We start from the raw sequence: 12,843 nt of genomic DNA on the forward strand, positions 1-12,843 counted from the left end.
ATGAACTCAGGTTCAGATAAGGGAGATAAGATGAAGCAGGCACTTCGTGTAACCTTAGGTTTTTTTGTACTGCTGTGGGCAGCGATGCTGCACGCGGAAGTACGCATTGAAATTACGCAGGGCGTGAATACCGCACGCCCAATTGGTGTGGTGCCGTTCCAGTGGGCCGGTCCGGGCGCTGCACCCGAAGATATTGGTGGCATCGTCGCAGCAGACTTACGTAACAGCGGTAAATTCAATCCGCTGGATCGCTCTCGTCTGCCACAGCAGCCGACCAGCGCACAGGAAGTTCAGCCTGCCGCGTGGAGCGCACTGGGTATTGATGCCGTGGTCGTCGGGCAGGTTACGCCGAACGCCGATGGCAGCTACCAGGTGGCTTACCAGCTGGTGGATACCGGTGGCGCACCGGGCACCGTGCTGGCGCAGAACTCCTATAAAGTCACCAAACAGTGGCTGCGTTATGCCGCGCATACCGCCAGCGATGAAGTGTTTGAGAAGCTGACCGGTATCAAAGGCGCGTTCCGTACCCGTATCGCCTATGTGGTGCAGACCAATGGCGGTCAGTTCCCGTACGAGCTGCGCGTGTCTGACTACGATGGTTACAACCAGTTTGTGGTACACCGTTCGCCGCAGCCGCTGATGTCACCGGCCTGGTCGCCAGACGGCAGCAAAGTGGCTTACGTGACCTTCGAAAGCGGTAAATCGGCGCTGGTGGTGCAGACGCTGGCCAACGGCGCTATCCGTCAGGTGGCTTCTTATCCGCGTCACAACGGTGCGCCGGCCTTCTCGCCGGACGGCTCTAAGCTGGCCTTCGCCCTGTCGAAAACCGGTAGCCTGAACCTGTACGTGATGGATCTGGCCTCTGGTCAGACGCGTCAGGTGACTGATGGCCGCTACAACAGCACCGAACCTACCTGGTTCCCGGACAGCCAGACGCTGGCTTACACTTCGGATCAGGCCGGTGCGCCACAGATTTACAAAGTTAACGTTAACGGCGGAACGCCACAGCGCATTACCTGGGAAGGGGCTCAGAACCAGGATGCGGATGTGTCATCTGACGGTAAAACGATGGTGATGATCAGCAGCGCCGGTGGCGCGCAGCACGTCGCCAAACAGGATCTGGAAACGGGAGCCGTTCAGACAATAACGGACACGTTCCTGGATGAGACGCCAAGTCTGGCTCCTAACGGCACGATGGTAATCTATAGCTCTACTCAGGGGATGGGTTCCGTGTTGCAGTTGGTTTCAACCGATGGGCGTTTCAAAGCGCGTCTTCCGGCAACTGATGGACAGGTCAAATTCCCTGCCTGGTCGCCGTATCTGTGATGCATCGCTCCCTCGCCTGGCGGGGGAGTAAAATGTATGGCAAACAAAATAATAGGATAAAGAAATGCAACTGAACAAAGTGCTGAAGGGTTTGATGCTGGCTCTGCCGGTTATCGCGGTAGCTGCATGTAGCTCTCACAAAAACAACAACAACGATCAGACCGGTATGGGTGCTGACGGTGCATACGGCGCTGGCGCTGGCCAGAACGGCAACATGTCTTCTGACGAGCAGGCGCGTCTGCAGATGCAGCAGCTGCAGCAGAACAACATCGTTTACTTCGGTCTGGACAAGTATGACGTGCAGTCTGAATACGCTCAGATGCTGGATCAGCACGCTGCTTTCCTGCGCAGCAACCCATCTTACAAAGTGACCATCGAAGGTCACGCGGATGAGCGCGGCACCCCAGAGTACAACATCGCCCTGGGCGAGCGTCGTGCTAACGCCGTTAAAATGTACCTGCAGGGTAAAGGCGTGTCTGCTGACCAGATGTCTATCGTATCTTACGGTAAAGAGAAACCTGCTGTACTGGGTCACGACGAAGCGGCTTACGCTAAAAACCGTCGTGCCGTACTGGTTTACTAAGAGAATCACATGATTAGTAACTTCAGACTTCATCTGTTGAGTCTGTCGTTACTGGTTGGCGTAGCGGCCCCCTGGGCCGCTAATGCCCAGGCGTCAATCAGTAGCGTTGGCTCAGGCTCGGTCGAAGACCGTGTCACCACTCTTGAACGTATCTCCAATGCCCAGGCTCAGCTTCTGCAGCAGTTGCAGCAGCAGATGAGTGATAACCAAAGCGATATCGATTCGCTGCGCGGGCAGATCCAGCAGAACAGTTATCAGCTTAATCAGGTGATTGAGCGGCAGAAGCAGCTTTATCAGCAGATCGACAGTCTGAGCAGCAGTAATGGTGCGCAGGCCAGCGGTGGTGCGGATGCAGCAGCCGGTGCCGCAGCGGGAAACGCTGATGCGGGGAGCAGCAACACGGCTGCCGCTGCACCCGCACAAACCGGCGATGCCAACACCGATTACAATGCTGCCGTCGCGCTGATTCTTGAGAAGAAACAGTACGACCAGGCGATTACTGCGCTGCAGGCGTGGGTGAAGAAGTATCCGGACTCCACCTATCAGCCGAATGCCAATTACTGGCTGGGTCAGTTGTTTTACAACAAAGGCAAAAAGGACGATGCGGCCTACTATTTTGCCACTGTAGTTAAAAACTACCCGAAATCGCCAAAAGCGGCGGAAGCGCTGTTTAAGGTTGGGGTGATCATGCAGGAGAAGAACGATACAGCGAAAGCGAAAGCGGTCTACCAGCAGGTGATCAAACAGTTCCCTAACTCTGAGTCTGCTAAGCAGGCACAAAAACGGCTCGCTGCGATGTAATTGCTGCCGTTAAGACCGGATTTCGTCTGATTTCTGGTCTTGCCGCATGAAAGGTAAGCAGTTGAGACATTTAGCGGAAAATAAGGGTTGCGCCCTCCCGCTAAATCAGTAATATATGCCGCCGTTGCCGGGACATATCTTAACAAGTATCGGCAGCACTGAAGATGGGTCGTTAGCTCAGTTGGTAGAGCAGTTGACTTTTAATCAATTGGTCGCAGGTTCGAATCCTGCACGACCCACCATCTCAACCGTTCAGTTTTGATGTCACTTCAGTTTGCTTCACAACCTTGATGGGTCGTTAGCTCAGTTGGTAGAGCAGTTGACTTTTAATCAATTGGTCGCAGGTTCGAATCCTGCACGACCCACCATCAAGTCGAAAGTTGTAAGCCACTTCCCGAGCGGGTCGTTAGCTCAGTTGGTAGAGCAGTTGACTTTTAATCAATTGGTCGCAGGTTCGAATCCTGCACGACCCACCAGTTATGTAGAAAGGCGCCCTAAAGGCGCCTTTTTGCTTTTCTGCCTGCCAATGTGCGATGCCGGCCCAACAAAACCCTCAGCTGTAAATCCGGTGAATAGCCAGTTAAGGCGGGACGGATCGCGAAGAAATCCCACATCCCTGTAGATCGGCCTCGCCATCCATGGCTCGGACGCTTCGCTCCTCCGCCCCCGCCTTAACTGGCCCTCAAGCCTTGTCATTGCTTTAGATAATCGCACCCATGCTCAAAGAAGACGGAACCGCCCGGTTCTTTCGGCTGGCTGCAAGGTTTCAAGCTGATCTACTTTTTTACCTTATCCGGCGTCAGGCTCTTCCAGATATGCAGCACCGCGTAACTGCGCCATGGGCGCCACACCTGCGACATCTGCTCTGCGACCTTTGCGCTCACGCCGCCGAGATTATTGCGGATCGCAATGTCCTCTTTCGGAAAGGCATCCGGCCAGCGCAGGGCGCGCATGGCGATATAACTCGATGTCCATGGCCCGACACCCTTCAGCGCCAGCAACTGCTGCTGCACCACGTCCGGATTAACCGCGCCATTGAAGCGCAGCGCTCCTGAGGCGCAGGCCCCGGCCAGTGCCTGGATCGCCTGCGCGCGGGCGCTCACAATGCCGAGGCTGGCGATATCATCGAGGGTGGCAGCAGCCAGTGATTCGGCCTCTGGCGGTAAGCGGGAGAGCGCAGGCCACGGTGTGGTGAGGGGCGCGCCAAAACGTTCCGCCACGCGACTGCTCAGCGTCGTCGCGGCTTTCACCGTCACCTGCTGGCCGAGGATGGCGCGGACCGCCAGCTCGAAGCCGTCAAAGGCACCAGGAACGCGCAAACCTGGATAGCGTGCCAGACTCGCAGCTAATAGCGGATCCTGGCTGAGCTGCTCGCTGATGCGCTGTGGCTGGGCATCCAGATCAAACAGATCGCGCAAGCGGCGCAGCAGGGCAGGCAGCACCGGCGTCAGCGTGGTGGTAAATTGCACCTTCAGCGCCTGCTTTTCCGGCAAATGGCTAATGCGCACCCAGCCACGACACTGACCGAGCGCCACAGTACGATGATAAACGCCCTCGCTGACCCACTCGACTTGCTTCATCACGCGCTGTTGCAGGAAATCGAGGATGGCGTCCCAGTCATAAGGAGGCCGGTAGCTGAGGCGTAGTTCGGCGCTCTCCTGCTCACCATTCAGGGCTTCCGTCTGAATCTGCTTACGCAGACGCGATGGCGTCATGCGATAGCGAACCTGAAACACGTCGTTAAAACGGCGCAGACTGCGAAAACCGCTGGCATAGGCAATTTCGGTCACCGGCAATGCGGTTTCAGTCAGTAGCTGCTTCGCCAGCAGCATGCGCCGGGTTTGCCGCAATTCAAGCGGCGACACGCCCAGCTCCTGCTGAATCACCCGCCTTAGCTGGCGTTCACTCAGGTCAAACTCGCTGGCGATCTCAGCCAGCGTCTCCTGTTCTTCCAGTAAGCCTTCTTCGATACGGCGTATCAGCCGGTCGGCGATGCGATGATGGCTATCGACTGGCGCCGAACCAGGTGCCAGCTCGGGACGACAGCGCAGGCAGGGGCGAAAGTGCGCCTTTTCAGCCGCTTCGGCACTGGTGAAAAACAGGCAGTTCTTCTGCATCGGCGCTTTCACCGGACAGATCGGACGGCAGTAAATACCGGTGGAGGTCACGCCGACAAAAAACACCCCGTCGAAACGGCTGTCGCGCGCCGTCAGCGCCTGATAGGCAATTTCAGGATCAAACATCATCGTCTCCGGCAAATAAACACCATCGTCGCCCAGGTGCGGATGGAAAACTGGCTGCTTTCGGACAGCTAACCAGTTTATGCTCATGGCCGAAAACAGCCAGTTTCGCCGCGCAAAAGTGCGATAATCATCCGCATAGCCCATGCCGGAGGTGCAACCATGTATCACGCTAAAATCATTACCACGCCCGTCGGAGAACTGACGCTCATTGCCACGGATCGCGGTCTGTCAGCCATTTTATGGGAAAACGAAGGCGCGCAGCGCGTGCCGCTGAAACCGATCGCGCGTAACGACCAGCATCCGATTCTCTGTGAGGCCGAGCGCCAGCTGCGCCAGTACTTTGCCGGCGAGCGTCAGCAGTTTGACATGCCGTACGACACCGTTGGCACTGCGTTTCAGAAAAAGGTCTGGCAGGCGCTGCTCACCATTCCGTTTGGTGAAACCCGCAGCTATCTGCAAATCGCGGAGCAGATCGGCAACCCGAAAGCGGTACGCGCCGTCGGGGCTGCCAACGGTAAAAATCCGTTGTCGATCATGGCGCCCTGTCATCGGGTTATCGGCAGCAACGGTAAGCTCACCGGCTTTGCTGGCGGCCTGGCGGTAAAAGCGTTTCTGCTTGAGCTGGAAAGCCCACAACAGGCGCAGGCTGGCGCGCAGCTGGTACTTCCCGCATAAAAATCACACGACAGGCTCGGTGTAATCCGCTATTGTGTTTAGCATATAAAACACGATAGCGGATTTAATGCCGCATCATCGTCCTGATGGGCGATTTTGTTAAATCGATAAAACGAGAGCCGTGTCATGAGTGCAATGTTTGATGCTGAAAGCGCCATTTATCCCTTCCCGCCGAAACCGGCGCGCCTCAGCCCGCAGGAAAAAGCCGGTTACATCGAAGAAATTAAACGCCTGCTCAAAGCACGCGATGCGGTGATGGTAGCGCATTACTACACCGATCCGGAAATTCAGGCGCTGGCCGAAGAGACTGGCGGCTGCGTGGCGGATTCCCTTGAGATGGCGCGCTTTGGCAGCCAGCATCCGGCGCAAACGCTGCTGGTGGCCGGCGTCCGTTTCATGGGCGAAACCGCCAAAATCCTTAGCCCGGAAAAAACCGTGCTGATGCCCACGCTGCAGGCGGAGTGCTCGCTTGACCTCGGTTGCCCGATTGACGAATTTAACCGCTTCTGCGATGCGCATCCGGATCGGACTGTGGTGGTGTATGCCAACACGTCGGCGGCGGTAAAAGCACGTGCCGATTGGGTGGTGACGTCCAGCATTGCGGTTGAGCTGATTGAACACCTCGACAGTCGCGGTGAGAAAATTATCTGGGCACCGGACCGCCATCTGGGCCGTTACGTCACCCAGCAAACCGGCGCTGATGTGCTGTGCTGGCAGGGCGCCTGCATCGTGCATGATGAGTTCAAAACACAGGCGTTGCAGCGCATGAAAGCGCTCTATCCTGATGCGGCGGTGCTAGTGCACCCGGAGTCACCGCAGGCGATTGTCGAACTGGCCGATGCGGTCGGTTCCACCAGCCAGTTGATTCAGGCCGCCAAAACGCTGCCACATCCGCAGATGATTGTGGCGACCGATCGCGGCATCTTCTACAAAATGCAGCAGGCGGTACCGGATAAAGAGTTACTGGAAGCGCCAACCGCAGGCGAAGGGGCGACCTGCCGCAGCTGCGCGCACTGCCCGTGGATGGCGATGAATGGCCTGCAGGCTATCGCTGAAGGGCTGGCGCACGGCGGCGCACAGCATGAAATTCACGTCGATGCGGCACTGCGCAAGGCAGCGTTGCTGCCGCTCAACCGCATGCTAGACTTTGCAGCACAACTCAAACTTACGCTGAAAGGGAACGCCTGAGGCGGTTTTCATACAGGTGCAGATGATGGACTTCTTTAGCACACACAATATTCTGGTTCATATTCCGATTGGCGTCGGCGGCTACGATCTGTCATGGATTGAGGCAATCGGTACGCTGGCCGGCCTGCTGTGTATCTGGCTTGCCAGCCAGGAAAAAATTATCAACTACCTGTTTGGTCTGATTAACGTCACGCTGTTTGCGGTGATTTTCTTTCAGATTCAGCTGTATGCCAGCCTGCTGCTGCAGCTGTTCTTCTTTGTTGCCAACGTGTACGGCTGGTACGCGTGGAGCCGGCAGACCAGCAGCCATGAAGCGGCGCTGAAAATCCGCTGGCTGCCGCTGCCGAAAGCCATCGGCTGGGGCGCCGCCTGCGTGATCGCCATTGCGCTGATGACGCGCTATATCGACCCGGTATTCGCTTTCCTCACGCGCACCGCGGTGGGCCTGATGCAGTCGCTCGGTCTTAACGTGGTAATGCCGCAGCTGCAGCCGGATGCCTTCCCGTTCTGGGATTCCTGCATGATGGTGCTGTCGATTGTGGCGATGATCCTGATGACGCGCAAATACGTCGAGAACTGGCTGCTGTGGGTGGTGATCAACGTTATCAGCGTGATGATCTTTGCGCGTCAGGGCGTGTATGCCATGGCGCTGGAGTACGCCATCCTGACGCTGATCGCGCTGAACGGCACGCGCCTGTGGATGCAGAGCGCACGGGAACAGGGTTCGCGCGCGCTGTCCCATTAGTGGTGGTGATGCGCGTGGCCTTCCAGCGCTGCGTGCTCGTGCTGCGTGCCGCTCTCCTCGCATAACTCGCAGTCCGGGCCGACGCAGGGCTGATACTCCATCTGCACCGTGGCATGGGCAATCTGATAATGCTGGTGCAGATACTGATGAATGCGTCGCAGCAGGCCGTCGTGATCGTACGGCGGAATCACCTGCACGTGCAGCGTCAGCACCGGCTTTTCGCCCACCTGCCACACATGCACATGATGCACATTGCGCACTTCATCAATATGACGCGTCAGCGCCCGCGTCAGCTTATCCACGTCGATATGCGTCGGTGCGCCTTCCAGCAGCTCGTGCAGGCTCTCGCGCAGCAGCGCCCAGCCGCTGCGCACCACCAGCAACGCCACCAGCAGCGACAGAATCGGATCGATCGGCGTCCAGCCGGTCAGCATGATGATCACTGCCGCCACGATTGCGCCCACCGAACCCAGCAGATCGCCCAGCACGTGCAGCGCGGCGGCACGCACGTTGAGATTCTTCTCTTCGCTGCCGCGGTGCAGCAGCCAGAATGACAGCAGATTCGCCAGCAGGCCGGCAATGGCGATGCCGAGCATCAGGCCGCCTTCAATCGGCTCGGGCTGGTAAAAACGGCGCAGCGCTTCCCAGACGATCAGGACGGTAATCACCAGCAGCGCGATGGCGTTAACGAACGCTGCCAGCGTGGTAAGACGCAGCAAGCCAAAAGTGTGACGCGCATTCGGTTTGCGCCGGGCGAACTGCACGGCCAGCAGCGCCATTAGCAGCGCGGCGGCGTCGGTGAGCATATGTCCGGCATCGGCCAGCAGCGCCAGCGAGCCGGACACCAGCCCGCCGATGACCTCGGCAACCATAAACAGCGCGGTGACGCCAAACGCGGCGGCGAGACGCGCGCGGTTGCCGCCGTGCTCACTGTGAGAATGAGTGTGTGCCATAACGTTCCAGTTGGTTAAGTAGCCTGTTCGTTAATGATATCAGTAAATTGAGATTATCACGGTCAGGCTGATGCTGTTTTGCCGCGTCGGCCAGCTGCTGGCAGCGGGCGGCCACGTCGTCAATGCCGAGCATCAGCCAGCTGCCTTTCAGGCGGTGCGCCGCGCGCGCCAGCTGGGGCCAGTCTGCAGCCGCGCTGGCCTGCAGCAGCGCATCACGATCCTGCTGCAGCGTACGCTGCAGGGTGTGGCAAATACGCGGAATGAAAGCCGGATTGTGCTGCGCCAGAATCTGCAGGCTGTCTGGCAGCACCTGCAGCGGATCGCGCACTGCCTGCGCCAGCAGCGGTGCAATATCCCGCAGAGTTACCGGCTTGACCAGCTGCGCTTCGTGCGCCTGCAGCGGCAGTTTCAGCAGCTGTACGTCGGCGGAGCACAGTATGCGCAGCGCAGGCTGCACGCGCTGGCGCTGACGACGGCGCAGGATGCGCAGCAGCGTCAGGCCGTCCGGGCGCGGCATCATCTGGTCAATAAACAGCACATCAAACGGCTGCTGCGCATCGGCCCGCAGCAGTTCGCGGCCATCCTCAAACACCGCCGCAGTAATGCCAAAGCTCGCCAGCTGCTGCTGCATCACCAGCAGATTGGTCGGGTGATCGTCGACAATCGCCACGCGCAGCTGCGGATAGTGCGGCCAGTGCGTGGCGTCATCCGCCGCTGTCGCCGCACAGGGTTCCAGCGGCAGGCGCACGCTCACCGTGGTGCCCTGCTGCGGCGCGGACTCCAGCGACAGCGTGCCGCCCATGCGCTGTACAATCTCGCGACAGATAAACAGCCCGAGGCCGCTGCCCTGCACCGCATGGCGCTTGCCCGACGGCGCCTGATACCACGGTTCAAACAGCTGCGCCTGCTCGCTGAGCGGAATGCCGCTGCCGCTGTCGCTCACCGTCAGCGCGATATCCCCGGTGGCCGCCAGCGTCAGGCGGATTTCGCCGTGGCGGGTAAATTTCAGCGCATTGGCCACCAGATTGTTCACCACCTGCTGCAGGCGATCGCTGTCGAGCATCACACTGGCCGGCAGCGGGGTCAGCGCCGCCACGTGCAGCTGTGGCCCGCCATCACGCATCAGCGGGTGATAAAACTGCTGTTGCTGCTGTAGCCACAACCTGAGATCGAGCGGGCGCGGCGTCAGGCGGAAGCTGTGATTCTCGATGCGCGCATGATCCTGCAGGTCGTTCAGCAGCGTCATCAGCGACCGGGCGCTGCTGTGCATCAGATCGAGCCGCGCGCTCGGATGCTGCTGCTGCTCCAGCTCCAGCAGACCCAGAATCGCCTGCATCGGCGTGCGCAGCTCGTGGCTGGCGGTGGCGAGAAACTGACTTTTAGCGGCATTGGCGCGTTCTGCCTGCTCGCGCTGTAACCGCTCACGCCGCTGCTGCAGATAGCGGCGCAGCAGCAATACCAGCAACAGCAGGATGATCACAGCGGCCGCAATCAAAATCAGCAGCGGCACATTGCGCATCGTCATGTTGGTGCCGGGCTGCGGCGGCTGCGACCAGCTGACGCGCATCTGGTTCAGCGTATCCGCCGGAATCTGCTGCAGCGCATGGTCGAGCAGGGCGCTCAGCTGTGGCTGCTGTGCGCTCACCTGCGGCGCCAGCGGCCAGGCGATATCGCTGGCCACAAACGCGAGATGCACGCGGTTGCCCTCATGGCTGGCCATGCGCCAGCGCGCCGACAGCACGTTATCCACCACTGCATCAATCTGGCCAGTGTTGAGGGCCTGCCACAGCTGGGTGCGATCGTCGAACAGCTGAGGCGCGATTTCAGCCGGAAGCAGACGCTGCGCCAGATCGCCACGCAGCACGCCGACGCGCTGAGCGTGCAGCGCGGACCAGCCCATCGGCTGCCTGTCGGACAGCGTGTAAATGCCCCAGATGGCGCGCCACACTGGCAGCGCGGTGCGGTTAGCATCGTCCCCGTACAGCGGCTGTAACAGGTTGAGCATCACCTGCTGCTGCTGCAACAGACTGGCGGCCTGCTGCGGATTATTGACCCAGCGCGGCGTGAAACGCAGACCGGTGCTCTGGCTCAGGGCGTTAAGCAGGTCAATACCGAAGCCGCGCGCGTTGCCGCTGGCATCGCGATAGCTCCATGGCGCGTTATCGCTCTCGGCGGCATAAGGGATGGCATCCTGCTGCGCCAGCCACTGTTTCTCTTCGCCCGTCAGCATCAGGGTTTGCGTATCCTGATAGCGCAACAGCGGCGGACTCCAGCGCTGCTGCACGCGATTGCTGAACTCCGCTGGCAGCAAACGCAGCTGGCGGTTGAGCCAGGCAATCAGCGCCGGATCGCGCGTCAGTGCGCGCAGCGACAGCTCGCCGGCACCGGGATCGGCAGTGATTTGATAAATCTGTCCCTGCTGCAGCTGGCTGAGCAGGAAACCGGCGCTGGCTTCATCGGCCACCAGATAGTCACTTTGCTGGTTCAGCAGCGCATACAGCGCCTGTAAATTGCCGGGCAGCGTCTGCCAGCGGTGGCGATGTGCAAAGGTTTGCGGCAGCTGCGCCAGCGTGTCGGCGGCGATGGTCAGCTGAGCGTTGTCACTGTTGAACATCACCGCGCGCTGGTTGTCGCGATTGCGGTAGATGCGCATCGGGCTGGTGAACCAGCTCTCGCTGGTCAGTACGTCGGCGGGCAGATCGCGCTGGCGGGTGCTCAGCACCATATCCACGTCGCCACGCTGTAGCGCCGCCAGCTGGGCGGCAAAGTCAGGATAGCCGTGCAGGCTGAATGTGCTGCCGCTCAACTGGCTGAGGGCGCTGAGATAATCGGCATCAATGCCCCAGATGCGATCGCCAATGCGCATCGCCCAGGGCGCGCTGTTTTGCGCCGGCACCGCCACGCGCAGCACCGGTCCCGGCCACGGCTCGGCGTGCGGCGCGGGCATCATGGCGGGCAGCATCACGCTGCTGGCGGGCTGCAATCCGGCGCGCGCCAGCAGACTGAAAAATAGCGCGAACAGCAGCAGCCAGTATTTCACTGCTGCGCTTTCCACAGTTCTGCCAGCTCGACCACCGACTGCACGCCGGTCTTCTCAAGGATATTTTTCTTGTGGGTGCTGACGGTTTTGTTGCTGATGTGCAGCTGTTCGCCAATCTGGATATTCGACAGCCCGCGCACCAGCAGCGCGACAATCTGCTGCTCTTTCTCGGTGAGCGGTAGCGCAATGCGCTCCGGCAGCGGCGGAAACGCCTGCTGGCCGCCCAGCACCGCCAGAATCGCGCTCAGCAACTGCGCCATGCTTTGACTCTTCACCACATAGCCGGCCGCCCCGAGCGAGGCGGCGCTGAGCAGCGTGTGGCGGCTCTGCTGGGCCGAGTAGATCAGCACCGGACACTGCGGATGGCGCGCGCGCAGACGGCGCAACAGCTCCAGACCATCGCTATCCGGCAGGCCGATATCCAGCACAATCAGGTCAATATGATGCTGTTGCAGCAGCTGGCGCGCCTGGGCTTCGTCACCGGCGGCGTAGAGCTGTAATGGAATAGGGGCGTTGAGGCAGGCCGCTTCCAGCGCGACTTCAACTAAAGGGTGATCATCGATAAGCAGCAGCGCGGCCATGAAACAGTTCCTGTGAATTTCATAGCGTTAGCATAGCGGAAATAGGGCAGGGGAAAAACAACAGGGCGAGCCGAAGCTCGCCCTGCATCACGCTCCGCGTGGATTACTGCGTGGTGCCGTCAGTTTTGTGTTTAACGTGACCACCGCCTTCCTTGGTTTCAACTTTCTTATTCATATCCGGGCAGCGACCATCTTTACACATGGTATTTTTGTGTTCCTGGCTGGCCGACATATTGCCGGAGCTGGTTCCAGAAGTCGCGGCACCGTTGGTGTTCATGCTGCCGTTGTTAATGTTGCTATTATCGACATTATTTGGCGGCAGATTCTCTTTCGCGCCGCCCGCGGCTGCGCCGGCTTCTGCTGACGCATTCGCCTGGCCGTTGTTGTTATCCGCAGCCAGTGCTGCGCCGCTGCCCAAAGTCATCGCTGCCGTCAGAAAAATCAATGCAAACTTATTCATCATTATGCTCCTGTAATAAATGGATAGTTGCCGCGTGACACCCGCTGGTGCTGTTTGACGAAAAAAGCGTGCCGCGACGGAATTTAATTCCGTCATGAGTGTTCGGCATGAATATAAATAGCGAAAGCACCTCATTCCTCAGTGCTTACGTTTAAAAAGCTTAGTTCATAAACGAATAAATGCAAATCTGAGCGAGCCATTGGCGCACAGGACATAATTTACACCTGGTGCCTGAAGGGATACATTGG

11 protein-coding genes and 3 tRNA genes are annotated in these 12,843 nt (G+C 59.1%); 9 read left to right on the forward strand and 5 right to left on the reverse strand.

The features are described from left to right. Window positions 1-30: 30 nt before the first annotated feature. From tolB to CBW22_RS07015, 6 genes are all read left to right on the forward strand, one after another. The gene (gene tolB, locus CBW22_RS06990) at window positions 31-1,326 is read left to right on the forward strand and encodes a Tol-Pal system beta propeller repeat protein TolB (RefSeq protein WP_021508528.1); all 1,296 of its coding nucleotides are present in this window, start codon (window positions 31-33) and stop codon (window positions 1,324-1,326) included. 64 nt (window positions 1,327-1,390) lie between these two features. Beyond that, window positions 1,391-1,909 carry a peptidoglycan-associated lipoprotein Pal gene (gene pal, locus CBW22_RS06995; protein ID WP_021508527.1) on the forward strand — a complete coding sequence of 173 codons (519 nt, stop codon included), beginning with the start codon at window positions 1,391-1,393 and terminating at the stop codon, window positions 1,907-1,909. Window positions 1,910-1,918: 9 nt separating this feature from the next. Then, window positions 1,919-2,710, forward strand: a complete 792-nt coding sequence (cpoB, locus tag CBW22_RS07000) for a cell division protein CpoB (RefSeq protein ID WP_058757869.1) — start codon at window positions 1,919-1,921, stop codon at window positions 2,708-2,710. 166 nt (window positions 2,711-2,876) lie between these two features. Further along, a tRNA-Lys gene (locus CBW22_RS07005) sits at window positions 2,877-2,952 on the forward strand. 50 nt (window positions 2,953-3,002) lie between these two features. Next, window positions 3,003-3,078 (forward strand) — tRNA-Lys (locus CBW22_RS07010). A 32-nt stretch (window positions 3,079-3,110) separates the two neighbouring features. Then, window positions 3,111-3,186, forward strand: a tRNA-Lys gene (locus CBW22_RS07015). Between the two features lie 300 nt (window positions 3,187-3,486). On the opposite strand, the gene CBW22_RS07020 is transcribed toward CBW22_RS07015, so the two are convergent. Next, entirely contained in the window at window positions 3,487-4,953 is a 1,467-nt protein-coding gene (locus tag CBW22_RS07020; protein WP_088516483.1) for an AlkA N-terminal domain-containing protein, read from the reverse strand. A gap of 159 nt (window positions 4,954-5,112) precedes the next feature. Between CBW22_RS07020 and CBW22_RS07025 the strand changes: the two genes are divergently transcribed. From CBW22_RS07025 to pnuC, 3 genes are all read left to right on the forward strand, one after another. Then, window positions 5,113-5,628: a methylated-DNA--[protein]-cysteine S-methyltransferase gene (locus CBW22_RS07025; protein WP_021508524.1), complete on the forward strand. Its 516-nt coding sequence runs from the start codon at window positions 5,113-5,115 to the stop codon at window positions 5,626-5,628. Window positions 5,629-5,754: 126 nt separating this feature from the next. After that, window positions 5,755-6,816 carry a quinolinate synthase NadA gene (gene nadA / locus CBW22_RS07030; protein WP_031279878.1) on the forward strand — a complete coding sequence of 354 codons (1,062 nt, stop codon included), beginning with the start codon at window positions 5,755-5,757 and terminating at the stop codon, window positions 6,814-6,816. Between the two features lie 25 nt (window positions 6,817-6,841). Continuing rightward, a complete protein-coding gene (pnuC, locus tag CBW22_RS07035) occupies window positions 6,842-7,561 on the forward strand; it encodes a nicotinamide riboside transporter PnuC (protein WP_021508522.1) in 720 nt (239 codons plus the stop codon). On the opposite strand, the gene zitB is transcribed toward pnuC, so the two are convergent. From zitB to CBW22_RS07055, 4 genes are all read right to left on the reverse strand, one after another. Continuing rightward, on the reverse strand, window positions 7,558-8,514 hold the full coding sequence (gene zitB / locus CBW22_RS07040) for a CDF family zinc transporter ZitB (protein ID WP_088516299.1): 957 nt from the start codon (window positions 8,512-8,514) through the stop codon (window positions 7,558-7,560). The two genes, pnuC and zitB, sit on opposite strands and share 4 nt — an antisense overlap. Further along, the gene (locus tag CBW22_RS07045) at window positions 8,489-11,569 is read right to left on the reverse strand and encodes an ATP-binding protein (protein ID WP_088516300.1); all 3,081 of its coding nucleotides are present in this window, start codon (window positions 11,567-11,569) and stop codon (window positions 8,489-8,491) included. The genes zitB and CBW22_RS07045 overlap by 26 nt, the downstream gene beginning before the upstream one ends. Next, complete coding sequence (locus tag CBW22_RS07050; RefSeq protein ID WP_021508519.1) at window positions 11,551-12,135, reverse strand: response regulator transcription factor; 585 nt, start codon at window positions 12,133-12,135, stop codon at window positions 11,551-11,553. Before CBW22_RS07050 ends, CBW22_RS07045 begins: the two co-directional genes overlap by 19 nt. Window positions 12,136-12,238: 103 nt before the next feature. Further along, a complete protein-coding gene (locus CBW22_RS07055; protein ID WP_088516301.1) occupies window positions 12,239-12,595 on the reverse strand; it encodes a YbgS-like family protein in 357 nt (118 codons plus the stop codon). Window positions 12,596-12,843: the final 248 nt, after the last annotated feature.

The organism is Pantoea sp. VS1 (assembly GCF_002207995.1).
Taxonomy (GTDB): Bacteria; Pseudomonadota; Gammaproteobacteria; order Enterobacterales; family Enterobacteriaceae; genus Pantoea; species Pantoea dispersa.